This window comes from Paenibacillus spongiae (genome assembly GCF_024734895.1).
GTDB lineage: Bacteria > Bacillota > Bacilli > Paenibacillales > Paenibacillaceae > Paenibacillus_Z > Paenibacillus_Z spongiae.
On the sequence record NZ_CP091430.1, the window covers coordinates 6,585,893 to 6,604,796 of the forward strand.

An 18,904-nucleotide genomic window follows, 5' to 3' on the forward strand; every position below is an offset into this window, starting at 1 on the left:
TGTATAACAATAGAAGCCTGATGCTCGGGATACTGCGGTCCTTCAGGCTTCCTAGCGTTTATTGTTCCGAGACGTCCGGGCAAACCCGTCATGCCAGCCATGATCGTGAGTAATCCGCTCTTCCCCTTCCTTCCAGCAGACAACACATCTTCCCCTTAAAAAAAGCGTCCTAGCCATACATCGGCTAGGACGCTTAGATTTCTAATCCTTCTGCAGCTGCGCTATGTCAAGACGTTACGGCAGGTCTGCATTTCAATGAAGACAAGTCATCCATGAATTCGCTTATTTATGCTTGCGCCAGTCGAGCTTGCTGTTCTCCAGCAGATGTCCGAAATCATTCTCGAGCCGCTTCTGCTCTGCCAGACGCGCCTCTTCCGCCCGCTTGCGTTCTTCTTCCCTGCGCGTCGCTTCCGCCGACTTCATCTCGTCCGAAGCCGCCTTCAGCTTCTCCAGCATCTCAGGCCGGAGCAAATCCTTCAAGGTTGCCGGTTTATCCTCGGCTCTCTCGGCTGCATTCGTCCGGTCGTTCCGGCCGGAAGCCGGACCTTTTTTCTTCGCTTTCGCCATACGATCACCTCAGTTTTTTGCTCATTATAGCATGATTGCCGCTCAGGAGGCACATCCGCGCTTTCTTACAGCTGATAGCCTACCGCATCGAGCCAGCCCTTATAGATCCGCTCGCTCCAGTCTTCGCCGCGCTCCGGCACGAACACGGCATCCTTCTCCCACAAGGATCGCAGCTCCTCGGTTCCGCTCCAGAAGCCTACGCCAAGACCGGCCAAGTAAGCCGCCCCCAGCGCGGTCGTCTCCAGCGTCTTCGGCCGAATGACATAGACGCCGAGCAAGTCGGACTGGAATTGCATGAGCAGCCGGTTCGCGACAGCACCGCCGTCCACGCGCAGCTCCCGAAGCCCGATGCCCGACTCGGCGCACATCGCCTTGAGCACGTCCGCCGTCTGATAAGCAATGGCCTCCAAGGCGGCGCGCACGATATGCGCGGTTGTCGTGCCTCTGGTCAGACCCGTGATCATGCCGCGCGCATCCGGACGCCAATATGGCGTGCCAAGTCCGGTGAAGGCGGGCACGAAGTAGACGCCCTGCGTATCTTCAACCGATGCCGCCAGCGCCTCGCTCTCCGCAGCGTTCGCCAACACCCCCAACCCGTCGCGCAGCCACTGAACGACCGCCCCGGCTGTAAACACGCTGCCCTCCAAGGCGTAGGTGACCTGGTCGCCCAGCTGCCATGCAATCGTTGTCAGCAGTCCTTTATCGGAAGATACCGGACGGTCTCCAGTATTCTTCAGCAGGAAGCAGCCTGTGCCGTACGTATTCTTGGCCATCCCGCTATCGTAGCAGCCTTGCCCGAACAAGGCCGCTTGCTGATCGCCGGCCGCTCCCGCAATCGGGATCCCTTGGTTCCCGCCAAGCAGCCGGGTATGACCATACACGCCGCTCGACGGCTTAACCTCTGGCAGCATCGCACGGGGAATTCCAAGCTTCGCGAGAATATCGCTGTCCCATTCCAGTGTATGAATATTGTACAGCATCGTGCGGGACGCATTCGTAACATCTGTGGCGTGCACGGCACCCTCCGTCAGCTTCCAGATCAGCCAGCTGTCGACCGTTCCGAACAGCGCCTCTCCACGCTCGGCCTTCTCGCGCAAGCCGGGAACTTCATCGAGCAGCCACTTCAGCTTCGTACCCGAGAAATACGGATCGAGCAGCAGCCCGGTCTTCGCCCGCACGTCCGCTTCCCAGCCTTCAGCCTTCAGCCGTTCGCACAGCTCGCTCGTACGGCGGCACTGCCAGACGATTGCGCGGTGAAGCGGCTCTCCCGTCGTTCGATCCCAGATGACGACGGTCTCCCGCTGGTTCGTGATGCCGATTGCAGCGAGTTGGCCCGGTTCGATCCCCGCTGCGGCTTCTCGCATGACGAGCTGCTGCGTCTGCCAGATTTCATCCGCATCATGCTCCACCCAGCCCGCCTTCGGAAAATGCTGCGTGAACTCCCGCTGCGCCACTGCCGCCATCTTCCCGCTCCGATCAAACAGAATCGCCCGGCACGACGTCGTACCGGCGTCCAAGGCCATAATAAATTGTTCCATCCAAGTATCTCTCCCGTCTTAATTGATGCTTCCGAGCTCAGATTATATCACCTGCAGTTAAGTGCCCCTCCATCGGAACGGATGGATCGGACACGTCACGGATCTTGTTATAATTCCATCATCGTGCGTTACAAACCTTCTACTGAGCAACGCAAGTCTGCGATATTTAACGGCCGGGTAGTTCTTTATGCTATGCTGAAGTGAATGCCGATTGCCCGATTAAAAGCGCGGAAGACGGCAAAAAAGCGTTTCGAATTTGGCTCACTTCAAAATTCCAAGAAACGAACGGCGATGCGCTAACGGTTCTAGGGCTGCCAACGCCTAACCACATGAAAAAAAAAGGCTGTCGCCTGCGGTACTTCGGCGATAGCCTCTTTTGGCACAGTTAGAACGGCTTTAAGACCATCAGAACGATTACGGCAACGATGATCGCCTGGATAGCCTTCTCGAGCTGTGTAATTGCTTTCATAGATTGCATATACTCGGCTGGAATTTGTTCGCCTTGGCTCGACAACACCAATTGGGTGGCTTTTTTCATCCGCGGTCCGATAAATCCGATCAGAAGGACGATCATGACGATCAACAAAACGATGGAGACGTTCAGCCACATCAGGGAAAAACCCGTTTTATTCAGGATCATTAACAAAATCCCCGTAACAACGAGCACTGCTCCTCCAATATTAGGCAATTGTTCGAGTTTTTGAATCAATCCGACGGCAAAGCGGAGCTGGCTGCCGGTTGTTGCGGATTTCCTGATGAGGGGAAATACGAAGGTGGGACCCATCCCTACAACGGCGGCTAATACGTGCAGTACGACGAACATTCCGTATAAACTATTCATCTCATAACCTCTGTTCTATTCGAAATTACATCTCGTTCCGGTAAGCAACGCCTACTCTTTTGCCCTTAAACGGCCCCGATAGCTCAAGGTGGCTCAGCATGACATCCGCTACATCTTCATAAGCCACATCGATTTCATGAAGCCGGCTGAACAGGAGACCGGATAGCTCGGCCTCGGACAGATCCTTCGTGGATTCCGGGAACGGTATCGGCAAAATGTCGGCTGAAACGTGCAAAAGGCCCGGCCTCTCATGTTCCGCGCCGTCCACCATCGTTCCCGGACACATGAAGGACCAATCAAGCTTCGTGCGGCGCAGCCGGTTCCAATTATCGTTATGATATTTGAACATGGGCGGGATGCCGGGCAGGTCGTTTCCTATTATTTGGGTATAGGGAATCTCAAGCAGCCCCGCACCTCCCATTACCCATACCCGTCCGGAGAACTGAGGGTGATCTTCGCACGGTGTCACGATGTTGTCCACAATCCGGATGAACTCTTCGCCGTTAGCGACGCTGCCTGCTGCGATAATCGCAACATCCTGAAGGCTAAGCGCTTGATAAACGCTCTGCGGATCCAGGATGTTTTGCGCCACGATCTTCACTTGCCCCGCGATCTGTTCGCCTTGCTGCTCAATCAGTTTTTCCGGATTGCGCACAAAGGCGGTCATCTCGTGCCCCATTTTTACGCCTGACGCCAGCACACGTCTTCCCGTATTTCCCGTAGCGCCGAATACAATGATTTTCATGGTTATCTCTCCTTCTTTCTATTGGCAAAGTTTTGGATTGACTTCAGAATATCACGGCTCTAAAATCATGGTAAGAACCGACTTTAAAGTAGGTTACTTACTTGAAAGTAAGCAAGACGGAGGAGGACTCCCATGAATGCCAATAAGGAGCTTACCGAAGAAAGAAAATGCCCGATTGAAACGGTCATACACGTATTAGGCGGCAAGTGGAAGCCCACCATTCTTTGGCTTTTGTTAGATTCCGCCAAACGATTCAGCGAGTTGGAGAAGCGAATCCCCGGAATTACCCAGAAGATGCTTGCGCAGCATTTAAGGGAGCTGGAGAAAGACCGGCTCATTACCCGTACCATATATCCTTCGGTTCCGCCTAAAGTGGAATATGCTCTAAGCGAGTATGGCGAAACCTTGATTCCCGTTCTGCAAACGATGTGCGACTGGGGAGAAAATCATAAACGGCCGGTTGCAAAGCAGCAAGTCCAGGCAGCGGCGAATCAATAAATGCAAATTTTATTATCCAACTAGCTCTCCCGAACGTACCTTTGATTCCACTTCACCAAACATTCGTTCGTGTTCATAGAGATTCCTGAGCTAACTGGAGAATCAGGAAACAAAAAACGAACCTCAGATTTTTAGCGAGGCTCGTTTTTTTGTATTATTGATAATCTGCGTTACAGTTAACAGCATCGTCCGAACTTCTTAGTAATGAACGGTATTTCCAATGCCGCCGGTTACCGAAATGACATCGCCGTTAATCGCTGCCGACAAAGGTGAAGCCAGGAAGGTAACGATATTAGCAATTTCCTCCGCTGTAATCAAGCGACCGAGCGTATTCATTGCCGCCATCTGGCGTAAAGCATCCTCATCAGTTACCCGTTCCTTGAATGCTTCCGTACTTACGATCCCTGGATAAACCGCATTGACGGTAATTCCGTGCTTCCCTAATTCCAATGATGCGGATTTTGTTAGATGGACAACAGATGCATTACGCGGTCCGGAACTATAATAATTGCCGCCTATTCTGGCAGCCAAACCGCTTATATTAATGATACGTCCCCAATTATTTTTTATCATATAAGGTGCTACGGCACGGATACTGCGAAAATAGCCCAAATACTTTTCTTCAAAATCTTTCAGAATAAGTTCATCTTTAATGCTGTTAAAATCCTCTGGCACTTGACCGCCGACACGGGCCCCGCAGTTGATTAAAACATCAATACTCCCCATCGCCTTAGCTGAATGTTCAACTAAATTTAGGATAGAGTCAGGATTCGTGGTATCTGCCACAATCGGATAGATATTTCTTTTTGTTTCCTGAGCCAATTCCTCTGCAGCGATTTTTAGCGAGGATTCGTTTCTTGAACAAATCGTACAGTCTACGCCTTCCAGAGCCATTTGGCGGGCAATCGCTTTACCAATGCCACGGCTTCCTCCTACAATAAGTGCTTTTTTTCCAGATAGCTTTAAGTCCATGGCTGCAACCTCCTGGTTTAACATTCTACCTATAAATAATACTTAATTTACTTACGGCGGACAACAGGGCGCTAGCGCTACCCGCTCCGATCAAAGCATAGGCCATCACGATGAGACCCACCGTGGCACAATCAACTAAATAACCACATTTCCTTTTACCATAAGATCCCCTTTGGATAACCAATAAATGTATGGCGACGACCCCGCCGCGAAGATCCCTTTTCTTCTACTCAATTACGAATACTGACGTTCGGTTTTTTCGGGTAATGGCACATGCTTTTTTTGACAATGAACTTGACCCTTACGTTACGTAACGGTATATAGTGAATATACCGGTAAAAAGCTAGCACCCCAGAAAGGGGATGATCATGCAACGAGAGTGGAAAGTCGGAGAACTTGCGAAATTGGCGGGATTAACCATTCGCACTTTGCGATTTTACGATCAAATCGGTTTGTTTTCTCCATCCGGTCATTCTAATTCCGGATACAGGCTCTATACCGAAAAGGACATTTCGCGTCTGCAGCAAATTCTGTCCTTAAAGGAGTTAGGCCTTTCTCTGGAGCAAATCAAAGCCGTTATGGCCGGTGATCAACTCAGCCTTTCAGACATTGTATCCCTTCAAATAGCCCGGCTGAAAGAAAATATCCGCATGCAACAGAAGCTTTTGCATGAGCTCGAGAATGTATCAAGCCGGATGCAAAGGAACGAACCGTTGACCGTAGAAAATTTCACCAACATCATGCGAACGATGCGGATGAATCATGAGAAGTATTTTGACGAGAGGAAGTCGAGCTGGAATCTCCACCTCGACCGACTTGGCACATACTTAGACGAACATCCGGGAGAACCCGGCCAAGGAGGATTCGACCATGAATGAACCATCTGCCAAACATTCCACATTCGTCATCGAACGGAACTATAAGCATTCGCCTGCCCGGTTATTCGCCGCTTGGGCGGGACAGGCCGCCAAAGCCGCCTGGTTCCCGAAAGCCGACGAGTTCGATTTCCGCGTAGGAGGACGAGAGTACAACCGCGGAGGTCCGCCGGGAGGCCCGATTTTCACTTTCGACGCCTGCTATCAGGAGATCGTCCCGGACAGACGCATAGTATACTCGTACACGCTGGATATGGAAGAAACGAGGTTATCCGTCTCCGTGACGACGGTAGAATTCAAACCTGAGGACGGCGGTACGCGGCTGATCTACACAGAGCAGGGCGTTTTTCTGGACGGTCACGACACGCCCGAACAGCGCGAACACGGAACGAAGATATTCTTGGATAAGCTCGGCGACGTTCTGGACGGCCAATGAAGGTTGCTGCGAAGGAATCCAACATCCAAGCTGGTTTGAAGGAGTGGATTGGGCTTGCCGTGCTGGCGCTTCCGGCCCTACTCGTCTCGATTGACGTGTCCGTGATGATTCTCGCCCTGCCTCACATTGGCGTCGGCCTCGGCGCCGATAGCGCTCAGCAGCTCTGGTTCATGGACATCTACGGCTTCATGCTCTCCGGATTCCTGATCACGATGGGCACGCTTGGAGATCGGCTCGGCCGACGTAAACTGCTGGTGATCGGCGGGGCGGCATTCGGCATGGCTTCGTTATTGGCCGCTTTTTCCAGCAGTGCCAGAATGCTGATTGCCGCCCGAGCGCTTCTTGGCATCGCAGGAGCGACTGTATTACCCTCCGCCATGGCTTTGATCAGCAACATGTTCCGCGATCACAAACAGCGCTCCCTCGCCTTTGGGATATGGTTCATGTGCTCGATGGGGGGCATGGCGCTTGGACCGGTGGTCGGCGGGGCGATGCTGGAGCACTTCCCGTGGGGCTCGGTGTTCCTGCTTGGCGTTCCGGTCATGGCGCTGCTGATATTGACCGCGCCATTTCTGCTGCCCGAATACCGCGACCCTGCTCCGGGCCCTTTGGATATGATAAGTGTCGTACTGTCGCTCGGCGCCATACTTCCATTCATATACGGCCTCAAGGAAATCGCCAAGCAAGGCCTGCAAATAATTCCGCTCTTTGCTGTAACGGCGGGAGTTGCCGTCGGGGCGGTGTTCGTATGGCGTCAGCGAAGGCTGGCCAATCCCTTGATAGACCTGCGCCTGTTCGCCAGACCCGCCTTCAGCACGGCATTGGGAAGCATGTTCGGGGTTACCTTGACAGGCGCTTCCATGCTCTTCATCGCACAGCATCTTCAATTCGTGCAAGGAATGTCGCCGCTCCCAGCGGCGTTGTGGATGCTCCCGGGAGTGGCCGCGTCGATGGCAGGCATGCTGCTGTCACCGCTCATTGCCCGGCGGATCCGACCTGCGCTTCTCATCGGAGCAGGCCTCGCTGTCGCGGCCGCAGGCTGCGTCCTGCTGTCCCAAGTGGGGACCGGATCCGGACTCGCCAACCTGGTCGTGGGCTATATTTTGTTTAGTATCGGGGCTGCCCCGCTCCCAAGCCTGTCGAGCGACCTTATCATAGGATCGGCCCCGTCAGAGAAAGCGGGATCGGCGGCGTCCTTGCTGCAAACGAGCGGCGAATTCGCATTTGCGTTAGGCATTGCTGGTTTGGGCAGCATCGGCACATACATTTACCGTAGTCAAGTCGCCGGGTTCATTTCGAGCGATATGACGGCATCTGCGGCAAGGGATTCCCGCGAAGGCCTGCCAGGCGCTATTTTGGCAGCGCAGAGCTTGCCCGAACCAATGCGCTCGTCGCTCCTGCGAGGCGCCCGTGAAGCTTTTACCGGCGGCATGCATGCCGTCGCGGTGGTCAGCGGCGGGATCATGATCTGTATCGCCATTCTCGCCATGATCAAGCTCCGGCATGTACGGCCAATAGGGCAGAAAGCATCCGGTGGGACGAAAGTGCCGATTCATGATTAGTCGAGATCTCTCAACCGTACCTTTCTTAAAAGCGAAGCCCTTCGGAGAATTCCGGAGGGCCTATCTTGATTCTCCCTTTTCTCTTCATCTCGCGCGGACAGCTTGTCCGCCACCGGGGTACTTATTGCTCATTTTCCCTACCCCATATCCGCCAATGATAGAATAAAATAAAAATGTAGACTTCTCGGTTAAGTTTGCACTTATGTGTTACAAAACGAAAAAGTTCGTATCATCGGGTTACCAACTATTGCCCGAAAATACGAACTTTGAATAAAAATATGACTTTGCTAATGTCTAATAGTTTGGAGTTTTACGTTACTGCACAATTTCGGACGCCGCCGCGCAATCCGTTAGTATGGGCTGCGGCGTTAGGGTGCCTCGTGCCACACGATGTCTTCGAACATTTTCATGACCCGGGGTATGAACCCCTCTTCCCAATCTTCCGGATATTGAACAATGACCTGGTAAACGCGGTCGCCGTGTTGAAAAACCGATACGGTGACATACGTCAAGAGCCCTCACCTTGTTATCAAGATGAGGGCTCTTATACACTCTATATATGCGATAAGTCCTCGGAATTTCCATTCAGCGCTTGAATTGCAGACTGCCTCCCTCCTAATCCCGTCCCGACGGAGAAACCGGAGCGTTCTGTATCCTCATGCGTAAATGTCATTAATCAAGAACACGGATCGCGGATCGCTCCGCTCCAGGAATTCGATCGCTTGCTTATAGCGTTCGAGCTTCGGCAAGTCGGCTTGCTCCATCAAGGCCTCTTCCATCTTATATTTATAGTTCAAGTCCACGAGTATCTTCTCGCGAAGCGCTTTTCCCGGAAGCGTCCGAAACGGAATCAATCGGGCGATTTCTCTGTGCCGCTTCATATCCCTCAAGCCATGTACGGATACCCAGCCGATGTAGATCAGAAAACAAAACAGGACAAAGTACACGCCAAGCATCAAGTCGTTTCTCCTCCAATACTGTTCATCACATCTCTAAGCAGGAGGTAGGTCTCACCGTCGGTCAGCCGATCACGATCGTCAATCAGCTGCAATGAAGCAGAGGTCAATATCCCCCGTTTCTCCAGCTCGCTTAAGGCGTTGTCCCGATCCGTCTCCACTCCAAGCGCATATGCAATCGTGAGTGCAGCCTGCTGCAAGCCAAGAGGTGTCTTTTCGGGTGCGGAGATCCCGCTTAAGGCATCGGCCGGTTTACCCGGCAGCCGGTCGGGATGCTCCTTCCCCGCCGCATTCATCATGTTCACCATCCGCTGCGTGTTGGAAGGCTCGTCCAGCGAAAAAGCTTCATTCCGGTAGCCGCCGCTGGCAACTCCCATCTCGACGGCGACCCGCAGACCCGGATAAGCTTTATGCTTCATATACGGCTGTTGAGGCAGCTCATAGGGCTCGAGCTCCATGCCCTGATTGTTCAACCGCTCCTGCAGCTTCCCGATTATTTCCTTCGACTGCGCCATTTCCTGAAAAGACGCGCCCTCTTCAGGTGCCAATACCGCGGCAGCTCCGGCCGCCTGCCCGGTTGCCATTCCGACCGGAATGACGCGCGCGCTGCCATGAGCCAGCGTATCGAAGCTGGCCGAACGCCCGACGACCAGCAATCCGTCGACGCCTTTAGGAACGATGCTGCGGAAGGGAACGGCATATTTCAGCGGATGCACCGCAACAGTGCCATAATTATCGGGCGAAGTGCGCTGGATGTCCGACGAATAGGAGCCGAACGCGATCCGATCCCATTGATCGCGGTTTTCGAGCAGATCGACGACACCAAGGCGGTACAGCCCGATCATGTGACGCGTTTCGCGTACGTACAGTTCGGGGGCGACGGCATCCAGCTCGATGTTGGCGAACTCTTCGTATTGTTTCAAATATTCGATGACATGCGGAATTTCGCGCCGGGCGATTTCCAGCCCTTCCTGCCGGGAGGCTTCGTCTAACCCGTCGATGCCGAAAATGTGAAGCGCATTGATGAGTACGGTTCCGTCCCGTTGACGGCCGATGTTGAGGCCCCTCATCGCGGTCCTCTCCTTATTGATCGGCTCGTACCCTTTCATTTCTTTGTCATAGCCCCAAGCGGTCCAATTATTGATACCGCTGACGGCGCTGTCACCGTTGGAATCAAGCCGCTTCGCGATCATCTTCCATGAACGGTCATCCACATTGCGCAGACGGAACACCGCTGTCACGGCCATGCGGGAATCCGGATCGCCCAAATCTTCGCGGCCGATGGTGAACGGTACGCCCGCCGCGGCGGCAAAATCGGCATCCTGCGTCGCATCGATCACCGAATCCGCGAGTATGGTCTGTTCCGTGCCGTCCTGCAGCGTAACTTTCATGCCTCTGACGACAATCATCTCATTAACGACTGCCGTAACCGGCTCGATTGCTGCCCCGGTCATGTACAGATCGATATTGGGCTCAGCCCGTACCAGCTCGTAGAAAGCGTTGGCCGCTGTCGTCACATCGAACGAATGACCCTCGATTTGTTCGTACCACTCGGTAAAGATGCCTTTGTTAAAATAAGGTCCCTCCCCTTTGCCGGGGCTCCTCACCGTCTTGTCCCAGTTCATATCGATGCTGTTCAGCCAGCCTACGGTCATCAGGCCGCCTAATACTTCGCGCCCCGTCCTCGGCTCGATCAGCAGCGTCTTGGCCCCGTTTCGCGAAGCGGACACGGCGGCTGCAACGCCCTCGGGGTCGGTCCCGACCACGATAACGTCATACCGGTCTTGAAGTCCGCTAACCGATGCCGCCGAAATTCGTTCCCGCTTCTCCATGCCGTCCGTCTTGCTTACTTTGTTTGACAGTCTCATTTCGTCCAACCATTTCAAGCCCATGAATACTCCTGCAAATGCGACTAACGCCAATGCCATGGCAATCATCAGGATTCTGCCTCTTGTTAGCATAATGTTCTCCTCCCAATCCTTCATGGGCTTTAGTATAGAGAGGACAACTTAACAACAATCTCCCTTCTCTCTTAGTGAATCCTTATGTAAATCTTAATAAATGCTTAACGCCTCCGCAGCAAACAACTTAACTTTGCCTATTCAAATAAGGCACGGCGGGTCAATTCACCCGCCGTGCCTTTCTATGCCATCCCTACGCACATCGATCCTTTCTGCCCCATGATAACAGCCGGAGAGGCAGTCGAACGGATCACATCACGACAAGAGGACCATCCAATAGGATGGCCTCTAATCCCTGCCGGCGCCCAGGCTATTCCTTCTTCATATTCGCCATATGCGCCGCTGCAAGCATCGTAACGCCGCTTTCCATTACATACCAAGGCCACGGGTGGTCGCGGTCGAGATAGGTGGTCCGGACCGATTCGAGAAAAGCGTCGACGCGGGTACGGTCGCCCATGATCGCCGCCGTATAAGCAAGGAGCGCCCATGGGAACGCGTCGCCCTTGTTCAGCTGCGGCCAGCCGGGGTGATGCTCATTGAAGGCTGCGTACAGCTGCTGTGCGCGCTTGCTGTCCGGTGCGAGCACGCCCGTCCAGATCGGGAACAGCTGCGCCGTCGCATCGGCGTAGAAGGTGTCCCAATTCGGATAAGACAACTCGCCTCCTTCCATTTTGGCGAAGGCATACGCATTCTTGTCATCCGACCACAGCATCTTCTCGATGCCTGCGAATACATCCTTCTTATGCTTCCGATAGGCAGCCGCGCCCGCTTTGTCGCCGAATACGGTGCCGCTTATCCACTCCATATCGACCAGGCCCTTATACACTTCCGTATTGTCCATCAAATACTTGACCCGGTAAGCCGGCTTCGCCCACGTTAAGCCGTCGGCCTGCTTCGTCGAGAGCATCGCACCCGCGATCAGCTCGATATCGCTCCGATGCGTCAGCAGGTATTCGGTATCGCCTGTCGCTTCGGCATACTTGCGCAATAAATTCAGAAATGTCGATGCATAGGAATCGGTCGAATCGAAATCGCCCGATGCCTTCTCGGTCCGCTGATCCGCCTCGACGGTATAGTCGAAGATCGAGCCAAGGGGAACATCCGGACCCGCCGTCCGGTTCAGATGCGCGAAATACCAGTCCATATATTTGCGGACGACCGGCGCCTGTTCCGGCTTCTCGAGCAGACCGAGCAAAGCGATGTTCGTAAAATACGGCACGACGCGGTATGGTCCGCCGCCCGGCGACATCGGAATGGCGCCGTTCTCCAGCTGCAGGCTGGAGAGCCATGCAGCCTCACGATTCAGAATGTCTTCATACAATGGGTTAGCGGCGGGCGGCTTCGCTTGATTAACGCTCTTCTCTAAGCTGACAGGCGATGCCGTTACCGGCTTTTCCGGCACAGGTGCTCCCCCGGAGCAAGCCTGCCCGAATAGGAGGCAAAGCCCCAGCGCGAGCGTAATTCTTCGTTTTCCTTTGTTTAACATCATTATCTATCCTCCCGGGAGTCCATCGATCAGCGAAGAATCCGTATCTTCGCCGTTTCAATCTTGCGCATAGAGGGCTGAGATAACGCCGAGGCAGAATGCGCAAACATTTAAGGAATATTATCCCTTTTATTGATTTAATTGCATTTTTCTTCACGCACCCGTTTCTCCAGCGATCTTCCCTTACTCGACTAGTCCGGTCCGCTCGATGCTTTCCGTAAACCAGCGCTGCGTAAAGAAATACAGGATGAGCAGCGGCGCCAGCTCGATGATGCCCGCCGCCATCTTCACCGGCAGCACGAACAGCTGGGTCGGATCGCCTTCCGGCTGAAGCGCTCCAAGCTTAATCGGGAGCGTCTGCAGCGCACTGTAGAAATAGGACGTCAGCATGCTTTCATTCCAGTGGAACACGACGGAGAACAAGAAGACGACGACAATAGCCGGCTTGGCGAGCGGGAGCATGACCCTCCAGAACATCTTTACAACCCCGACGCCGTCGATAATGGCCGCTTCCTCCAGCTCCTTCGGAAACTTCTTGAAGAACTGCATATACATGAACACGAACAAGGCGCCTTTAATGCCGTGACCGAACAGCGCCGGGGCGATGAACGCAAAGGGCGAGTCCAGCAGGCCGTACGACTTGTAGGTCCATATTAGCGGAATCATCAGCGTTTGCGGCGGGATGACGAACGTCAGCAGAAGCATCACGAAGAGCAGCTTCTGGAAGGGAAACGTCATTCTGCCGAACGCATAGCCCGCAACGGCGCAGGATAACACCTGCAGCGCAGCGGTAGGCACGACGATGGTCAGCGTATTGAACAGCGTGGAGCGCCGCAAATTTTCCCACAGGCTGAAATCGTCATGGAACGTAACCGCGATATTAAGCGCATCGAAGGCATATTTATAGTTGATGTAATGCAAGCTCTTCGGAATCCACTTGGTCGTCGGATCTATAAGATCGGAGAATACCTTGAGCGACGTGCTGAGCATCGAAACGATCGGCGCGATATAGATCAAGGCCAGGCTGATCAGGACAAAATAAATAAGAACGGCTTTCAGAATACCCTGCTTCTCGTTGTTCGTGCCGAGGACAAACGCTTTCGCTTTATAGCGGACCGTTTGCTTGTTCAGCGCGATCTTGGCGGTATTGTGCCGTATTTTATGCCACACTTGCAACCGAAAGCACCTCCTACCTTACTTTTTGGACGAACGCCTTGCGGAAAACAAGGAAGATGATGGCGAGCAGGAACATGATGAACGCCACATAGATCCAGCCCATTGCCGAAGCGTAGCCCATTCCCCTCGTCGTCTCATACATATTCCGGCTGATCAGCCCCATCATCGGGTTCGAAGGCATCGTGAACTGATCGACGACGGAATAAACCGCCACGATGAGGATGAAGGGGACGAGGCCGGGCAGCGTGATTTTCCACAGTCTCTCCCACCCGTTCGCGCCGTCGATCGTCGCCGCTTCGTAAACGCTTGGCGAGATGCTCTGCAGCCCGGCCAGCAGCAGGACGGTCTGTACGCCGGAATACCAGAGAATGATGACGAACGAATTCAAAATATCGATGATCGTGTTCGAGAGCCGCGCATCGAAATTCGTTTGAATGAACGCCCGCAAATTCTGATCCTGGAGAAATTCCAGCGTGAGCGTGTTCGTCGTCCCGACGGCGCCTACCCCTCCGCCGGAATTGGCTGTCAGCAGGCTGATAATGACGCCTCCGGTCGTGAAGAGAACCGGCAGGAAGAAGACGGCTCTGAACAAGCCTCTGCCTGGAAATTTCTGATTCAGGAACAGCGCCGAAATGATCGAGAACAGAATAATGATCGGAATCATAAAGACGGACTTCATGAAGAATGGTATCCACTGGTCCCAGAACCCGGTGTCCTTCAGCATGATGTCGTTGTAGTTGGCAAACCCGATGAAGGTCCACACCAAATCCTCAGCCTGAATGACGATTTTGTTCAAGCTCATGACAAGCGAGTACACGAGCGGATACAACCAGAATAGAAGCAGTCCTATAATCCAAGGCGACATGAACAACAGCCCGTGCAGCCTTCGCTTCTTCTCGATGCTCATTCTTCTCATGGCCCGTCACTTCCCTTGATGACGATAAAGTCTTTGGCCGCAACCGTCTTCCCTTCGTATGCATAGGGCGCATCCGAATAGTTGCATACGATCTCGGTACCGTTCTCGTACGACGTGCGGTAAACATCCGGGGCCAATTGGCCGTGCCCGGTAATGAAAGATCCGGATACGCCGCCGAGCGCCTCGTTCACCTTCTTGTAGAGCTTCAGAATATCTTCTTTCCACAGCGGGAACGCCGAGCTGTACAGATCGTTGATCTTGGCATCCTTCAGCAGCTCCGTCTTCTCCGCCGTTACGGCGAAGCTGACGTTCGCCCCATACTCGATTGCTTTGAGCATCTCCTGCTTCGGTTCGTCCATCTGGTTGTACGGAACGGAGACGTAATCCGCAAGCCCGTGAAGCGCCATTGGATAGAAGGGGACGATCTCGTCGATAATCGGCGAGAAGCTGTATTCGGATGCGACGTTCTCGATCGAGACGCCGTTCATCAGCTGATAAGCCATCCCGTTCTTCACCCGGACGGAGCCTAGATCTTCGACCATAGAGGAGATGACATCCTTGTAGTACATCTTGACCTGCTCCCGGTTCATCGGGGCGGACGATTGAAAATCGGAGTTCAGAATGTTGAACCCGCGTTCCTGGATGCCGTCGACCTCCAGCTTGGCGTATTCCGGCAAGCTGTCCTCCAGATACCGCTTGACCGCGCTCGCATTAAGCACCTGCTGGCTGTCCCATTCGCCGATATCGAGCGGTGCGTTCTGAATGTTGCGCACCACGTCCTTCCGCTCCGAGATTCCTTTTCCCGTCAGCGCGCGCATATGGTCGTCCTCCAGCAGCACCTTATAGCCGTACGACTGCGCCTGTTCAATGAAGCGCTGAAGTCCTTTCGTCCCACCGAGTCGGGAAGCGGCCGGGAACCGGTTCGGATAGGGGACCGATGTCCCTCCGCTCGCCCAGCCTTTGTAGATGACAGTCATATTAGAGATGCCGTTCTGCTTGAAATAGTCCACCATTTCACCCGCCTGCCCGAATGTCGTCATCGGGATGAAGGATGAGGAGAGGAAGCCCGTCTTCTCCGCTCCCCCCGTAATATGAAGCTCCAGCGGCATATCGCCTTCCTTCTTCGGCTTCTTCGTCAGTCCCTTCTCCTTCATCAAGTAGCTCCGATACGCCTGCGCCATGCCGGAATAGTCGGAATGGTCCCCGGTGAGCAAGTAATACCTGATGTTCCGCGTGACGTTGACGGAGAAATCCGCGTACAGGAAGACGCCCGCTCCCGTAAGATCGGTCAGCTTCTTATATTTCTCGCGGAATTTGAACCGCGCATAGGCGTTATAGAAGCTCGTGCCCGCTCCTGCAGGGTTTCCGATGATCTCCGCCCCGCTTTCTCCGCTATGGATAATGCCCAGCATCGACCGGCCGCCATTATTCAGCCCGAATGCCGGATAGAAGACCGTGGCTTGTTCCCGCTGGCTGTTCAGGGACGAATCGAATGCATTCGCATAAGACAGATCATGGCCATATACCGTCCCTGTAAAGTTCAATTTGTGCGCCTGGTTCTTCTCGAATTTGATCAACCCGCCCGGACCGTCCGGCACCAGCAGATAACCATCCGATGCGCCGGCCTGAACCGCGCCGAAGAAGGGCAGCACGCTGTAGCCGACGATTTTGCGGAAATTGCCGCTATCAAGCGTCTTCTTGCCCTGCTCGTCGGTGACATATTCGTCCTTGGGCTCCTCGACCATATAGTCGGGCACTTCAACCTCCAGATGATCCTCATGCAAGTAATAGTCGATGGCCATTCGGATCCCGAGGCCCTCGAACTCGTAATAGACTCTTGCCCCGCCAGTCATCTCGAAGACGCTTACCTTCGTATTCGGCGTGAACGCGTTGGCGTACGTCGGCACCGTTTCCGTATAGCTCTTTACATATTCGACAATAAGTGGCGACTGCAGATTGTTCTTCCACAAATTGTTGGAGCCGTCCTTCTCGACTGCTTCCTTGGTCGGCTTGCTGCGCCAGACATGGCCTCCTTCCTTGTCCAGCACCTCGATGCTGCCGTCCTTCAAGTCGACCGCCAGGGCCAAGCGGGCGTTCTCCGCCATCCTCACCAGCCCGGCTCCTTCGACCCGCTTCAGCCGGTCATTCGTTACGGGCTCATGATTCGACTGCGCGCCCGTATCCTGCGGAAGCCCGATTTCACCCTGCTTGACGAGCAGCAGCCTTACGGTGAACAACGCCGCCACGATGAACCCCAGAACAGCTACGATCTTCAGCTTCCGTATCCATGCGCTTCTAGACATAGCCGATTGCCTCCCTGAGGAACGATACCGCGAAATTGACGGACTGGATCACGATCGCAAACAGCGCCAAGGAGAAGGCGATGATCGCGACGCCCGCGAACAGCATCCAGAAGATGTTCGTGAACGTTTCCGTCACCTCGAAGCCATGCACTTCCTTCACTTGAATGTAGAACAGGATGGCAATCCAGGCCGAAATAAAGAAATTCATGAAGCCGTAGATCGCGCCTTCCGCATTCGAGAACAAGTTGGACAAGAGCGCAACCGGAACGGCGAAATAAATAAAGGGCAGCATCGAGTATGCGGTCGAGATGTAGACGGCCTTGAACGTGCCCTGTCCTTTCGTAATGCAGCTGACGAGATAGTTGGCCAGCACCCAGACGAATATCGGCAGCAGGCAGATGAGCAATTGCTGGATCGGCGATGTATACGCAAGACCGAACGGCTCGAATACGAAATGGGTCAGTTCCAGCTTCAGCAGCTGGCTAATATAGAAGAGTACGAGCAGCACGGAGGCGGACAAGACGCTCCCTTTCCCCGAGAAGCGCAAATCATAGAAGCCGTCGATCGGATGCCGCAGAAACTTCCAGGAGTAGGCCAGCTGTTCTCCCAATCTTCGCATCAGTCTCTCCTCCGTTTTCTTGCCAATTTGCCAGTGGCGACCGCGATAACGGCAGCGGTGGCGGCGCCTGCGGCCACGTATCCGAAATTGGCCTGTACCCAGCGGATGCGCCATTCCCAGAACGAGTCGGAATAACCATTGGGATCGTACACCGTTTCGAAGCGGGCCATTGACGATTCCCACTCGCCTTCCCGATAGAGCGCCTTGCCGATAATATAGTGCGCTTTCGAGTAGAAGACGTTGCTCTTCAACACTTCTTGGCTGCTTTGTTTCGCTTCCTCGTACAGCCCTTCGTTGAACAGCTCGTTGGCCTTGTTGATTTTGCCCGCTAATTCCGTAGGCCGGAACACCTGGACACCATTGAACATACGGTCGGTAACGAACACATAGCCCTTGCCGTTCGTCTTGATGCTAACCGGATCGCCGAGCAATCCCATGCGCAGCTTGTTATCCAGCAGCTTGGCGCCGAATGAGAATACCGGCTCTCCCGTAGGAGAGAACTGAAAGATTTTGCCCGCTCCCGTATCGATGCCGAATATATTGCCGAGCCGGTCCGCCGTAATGCCGGAATAAGAGCCGACGAGCCCGACCGTCGAGCTGCCGACCTGCATGTTCTTGCCGGCAAACAGATTTTGGCCGCCGACATTGTATTTCTTGATCTGCTCGGTCGCAGCGCCCTTCGTGCTCGTATAGACATAGCCTTCGTGATCGATGAACACGTCGGATACGCTCGCTGCGCTGACGCCCGCCGTTTCTTTCTGCTCCTCCGTGTACAGCATGTTCTTCACCCGGTCCAATGCGGACGTCTGAACCTTGTTGGAGCCGAAGAAGCCGTTGAACTTCTTGTCGGGCGAGATGACGATCAGCCCTTCATTCACGCCTTTGGAGACGACGTATAGGAAGCCCCGGATATCCATGGACACTCCCGAAGGGATGAAGATGACCTCCCTTAAGCTGGGAGCGTCGGGCTTCACGATCTCGTCGATCCATTCTCCCCTGCTGTTATAGACCGAGATGCGATTGTTGCCCGTATCGCATACATAGACGTCCCCGCTTGCCGATACATAGAGGCCTTCCGGCGCCTTCAGCTGCGCTTTGGCATCGCTTCCGGTTCCGAACTCTTGGATGAGCCCGCCTCTATCGTCCATTTTGACAACCCGGTTGTTGTTCGTATCCGAGACATAGAGATAGCCTTCGCCATCGATGAACAATCCGGTCGGACCGTTCAAGCCCGGCACGCTCTCCTGGCCGCCGTTTACGCCCTTATACAACCGGTCGCCTATGACGCGCTCCGGCACGTAAAGCGACTGGATGCTGTAACGGGAGCCTTCGAAATAACCGTGTGAACGGTAAGGAGCCGCCGCATCCGCCGTCCCGTTCCCATCGTACAATCCGAGCATGGCGGCAAGCAGCGAAGCGAAGATCCATTTCCGTTTAAGCAAGCAGCATCCCC

At 54.1% G+C, this 18,904-nt stretch carries 18 protein-coding genes; 4 read left to right on the forward strand and 14 right to left on the reverse strand.

The annotated features are described in order from the left end of the window. Positions 1 to 51: 51 nt before the first annotated feature. The 5 genes from L1F29_RS34565 to L1F29_RS29640 all read right to left on the reverse strand — a co-directional run bounded on the left by L1F29_RS34565 (position 52) and on the right by L1F29_RS29640 (position 3,691). Complete coding sequence (locus L1F29_RS34565; RefSeq protein WP_373876449.1) at positions 52 to 177, reverse strand: DUF2203 family protein; 126 nt, start codon at positions 175 to 177, stop codon at positions 52 to 54. A gap of 105 nt (positions 178 to 282) precedes the next feature. Continuing rightward, entirely contained in the window at positions 283 to 567 is a 285-nt protein-coding gene (locus L1F29_RS29625) for a YqkE family protein (protein ID WP_258385603.1), read from the reverse strand. 65 nt (positions 568 to 632) lie between these two features. Further along, on the reverse strand, positions 633 to 2,105 hold the full coding sequence (gene glpK, locus L1F29_RS29630; RefSeq protein WP_258385604.1) for a glycerol kinase GlpK: 1,473 nt from the start codon (positions 2,103 to 2,105) through the stop codon (positions 633 to 635). Positions 2,106 to 2,490: 385 nt separating this feature from the next. Then, complete coding sequence (locus L1F29_RS29635; protein ID WP_258385605.1) at positions 2,491 to 2,946, reverse strand: DUF2269 family protein; 456 nt, start codon at positions 2,944 to 2,946, stop codon at positions 2,491 to 2,493. 25 nt (positions 2,947 to 2,971) lie between these two features. After that, positions 2,972 to 3,691 (reverse strand): NAD(P)-dependent oxidoreductase, encoded by a 720-nt coding sequence (locus L1F29_RS29640; protein ID WP_258385606.1) that lies wholly within the window; start codon positions 3,689 to 3,691, stop codon positions 2,972 to 2,974. A 132-nt stretch (positions 3,692 to 3,823) separates the two neighbouring features. Between L1F29_RS29640 and L1F29_RS29645 the strand changes: the two genes are divergently transcribed. Next, on the forward strand, positions 3,824 to 4,189 hold the full coding sequence (locus tag L1F29_RS29645; RefSeq protein ID WP_258385607.1) for a winged helix-turn-helix transcriptional regulator: 366 nt from the start codon (positions 3,824 to 3,826) through the stop codon (positions 4,187 to 4,189). Between the two features lie 198 nt (positions 4,190 to 4,387). Here the strand turns inward: L1F29_RS29645 and L1F29_RS29650 are convergent, their stop codons facing one another. Further along, positions 4,388 to 5,161 carry an SDR family NAD(P)-dependent oxidoreductase gene (locus L1F29_RS29650; protein ID WP_258385608.1) on the reverse strand — a complete coding sequence of 258 codons (774 nt, stop codon included), beginning with the start codon at positions 5,159 to 5,161 and terminating at the stop codon, positions 4,388 to 4,390. A gap of 368 nt (positions 5,162 to 5,529) precedes the next feature. On the opposite strand from L1F29_RS29650, the gene L1F29_RS29655 reads away from it, so the two are divergent. From L1F29_RS29655 to L1F29_RS29665, 3 genes are read left to right on the forward strand one after another with little or no spacing between them, the layout of a single operon-like run. Then, on the forward strand, positions 5,530 to 6,039 hold the full coding sequence (locus L1F29_RS29655; RefSeq protein WP_258389851.1) for a MerR family transcriptional regulator: 510 nt from the start codon (positions 5,530 to 5,532) through the stop codon (positions 6,037 to 6,039). Next, positions 6,032 to 6,472 carry an SRPBCC family protein gene (locus tag L1F29_RS29660; RefSeq protein ID WP_258385609.1) on the forward strand — a complete coding sequence of 147 codons (441 nt, stop codon included), beginning with the start codon at positions 6,032 to 6,034 and terminating at the stop codon, positions 6,470 to 6,472. Before L1F29_RS29655 ends, L1F29_RS29660 begins: the two co-directional genes overlap by 8 nt. Beyond that, on the forward strand, positions 6,469 to 8,034 hold the full coding sequence (locus tag L1F29_RS29665) for an MFS transporter (RefSeq protein WP_258385610.1): 1,566 nt from the start codon (positions 6,469 to 6,471) through the stop codon (positions 8,032 to 8,034). Before L1F29_RS29660 ends, L1F29_RS29665 begins: the two co-directional genes overlap by 4 nt. Positions 8,035 to 8,690: 656 nt before the next feature. Here the strand turns inward: L1F29_RS29665 and L1F29_RS29670 are convergent. From L1F29_RS29670 to L1F29_RS29705, 8 genes are all read right to left on the reverse strand, one after another. After that, entirely contained in the window at positions 8,691 to 8,990 is a 300-nt protein-coding gene (locus L1F29_RS29670; protein ID WP_258385611.1) for a hypothetical protein, read from the reverse strand. Continuing rightward, the gene (locus L1F29_RS29675) at positions 8,990 to 10,951 is read right to left on the reverse strand and encodes an FAD-dependent oxidoreductase (RefSeq protein ID WP_258385612.1); all 1,962 of its coding nucleotides are present in this window, start codon (positions 10,949 to 10,951) and stop codon (positions 8,990 to 8,992) included. The genes L1F29_RS29670 and L1F29_RS29675 overlap by 1 nt, the downstream gene beginning before the upstream one ends. Positions 10,952 to 11,261: 310 nt before the next feature. Then, on the reverse strand, positions 11,262 to 12,440 hold the full coding sequence (locus L1F29_RS29680) for a prenyltransferase/squalene oxidase repeat-containing protein (protein WP_258385613.1): 1,179 nt from the start codon (positions 12,438 to 12,440) through the stop codon (positions 11,262 to 11,264). Positions 12,441 to 12,620: 180 nt separating this feature from the next. Then, on the reverse strand, positions 12,621 to 13,607 hold the full coding sequence (locus L1F29_RS29685; RefSeq protein WP_258389852.1) for a carbohydrate ABC transporter permease: 987 nt from the start codon (positions 13,605 to 13,607) through the stop codon (positions 12,621 to 12,623). Between the two features lie 19 nt (positions 13,608 to 13,626). Continuing rightward, a complete protein-coding gene (locus tag L1F29_RS29690; protein WP_258385614.1) occupies positions 13,627 to 14,529 on the reverse strand; it encodes a carbohydrate ABC transporter permease in 903 nt (300 codons plus the stop codon). Next, positions 14,526 to 16,832, reverse strand: a complete 2,307-nt coding sequence (locus L1F29_RS29695; protein ID WP_258385615.1) for a DUF5696 domain-containing protein — start codon at positions 16,830 to 16,832, stop codon at positions 14,526 to 14,528. Before L1F29_RS29695 ends, L1F29_RS29690 begins: the two co-directional genes overlap by 4 nt. Then, entirely contained in the window at positions 16,825 to 17,451 is a 627-nt protein-coding gene (locus L1F29_RS29700; protein ID WP_258385616.1) for a YIP1 family protein, read from the reverse strand. Before L1F29_RS29700 ends, L1F29_RS29695 begins: the two co-directional genes overlap by 8 nt. Beyond that, complete coding sequence (locus L1F29_RS29705; RefSeq protein WP_258385617.1) at positions 17,451 to 18,893, reverse strand: NHL repeat-containing protein; 1,443 nt, start codon at positions 18,891 to 18,893, stop codon at positions 17,451 to 17,453. Before L1F29_RS29705 ends, L1F29_RS29700 begins: the two co-directional genes overlap by 1 nt. Positions 18,894 to 18,904: the final 11 nt, after the last annotated feature.

What these genes read in the sequence shown, in the direction of transcription:
- L1F29_RS34565 (WP_373876449.1), bottom strand. Translation starts at nt 177, where the DNA reads ATGGCTAGGACGCTTTTTTTAAGGGGAAGATGTGTTGTCTGCTGGAAG.
- L1F29_RS29625 (WP_258385603.1), bottom strand. Translation starts at nt 567, where the DNA reads ATGGCGAAAGCGAAGAAAAAAGGTCCGGCTTCCGGCCGGAACGACCGG.
- glpK (WP_258385604.1), bottom strand. Translation starts at nt 2,105, where the DNA reads ATGGAACAATTTATTATGGCCTTGGACGCCGGTACGACGTCGTGCCGG.
- L1F29_RS29635 (WP_258385605.1), bottom strand. Translation starts at nt 2,946, where the DNA reads ATGAATAGTTTATACGGAATGTTCGTCGTACTGCACGTATTAGCCGCC.
- L1F29_RS29640 (WP_258385606.1), bottom strand. Translation starts at nt 3,691, where the DNA reads ATGAAAATCATTGTATTCGGCGCTACGGGAAATACGGGAAGACGTGTG.
- L1F29_RS29645 (WP_258385607.1), top strand. Translation starts at nt 3,824, where the DNA reads ATGAATGCCAATAAGGAGCTTACCGAAGAAAGAAAATGCCCGATTGAA.
- L1F29_RS29650 (WP_258385608.1), bottom strand. Translation starts at nt 5,161, where the DNA reads ATGGACTTAAAGCTATCTGGAAAAAAAGCACTTATTGTAGGAGGAAGC.
- L1F29_RS29655 (WP_258389851.1), top strand. Translation starts at nt 5,530, where the DNA reads ATGCAACGAGAGTGGAAAGTCGGAGAACTTGCGAAATTGGCGGGATTA.
- L1F29_RS29660 (WP_258385609.1), top strand. Translation starts at nt 6,032, where the DNA reads ATGAATGAACCATCTGCCAAACATTCCACATTCGTCATCGAACGGAAC.
- L1F29_RS29665 (WP_258385610.1), top strand. Translation starts at nt 6,469, where the DNA reads ATGAAGGTTGCTGCGAAGGAATCCAACATCCAAGCTGGTTTGAAGGAG.
- L1F29_RS29670 (WP_258385611.1), bottom strand. Translation starts at nt 8,990, where the DNA reads ATGCTTGGCGTGTACTTTGTCCTGTTTTGTTTTCTGATCTACATCGGC.
- L1F29_RS29675 (WP_258385612.1), bottom strand. Translation starts at nt 10,951, where the DNA reads ATGCTAACAAGAGGCAGAATCCTGATGATTGCCATGGCATTGGCGTTA.
- L1F29_RS29680 (WP_258385613.1), bottom strand. Translation starts at nt 12,440, where the DNA reads ATGATGTTAAACAAAGGAAAACGAAGAATTACGCTCGCGCTGGGGCTT.
- L1F29_RS29690 (WP_258385614.1), bottom strand. Translation starts at nt 14,529, where the DNA reads ATGAGAAGAATGAGCATCGAGAAGAAGCGAAGGCTGCACGGGCTGTTG.
- L1F29_RS29695 (WP_258385615.1), bottom strand. Translation starts at nt 16,832, where the DNA reads ATGTCTAGAAGCGCATGGATACGGAAGCTGAAGATCGTAGCTGTTCTG.
- L1F29_RS29700 (WP_258385616.1), bottom strand. Translation starts at nt 17,451, where the DNA reads ATGCGAAGATTGGGAGAACAGCTGGCCTACTCCTGGAAGTTTCTGCGG.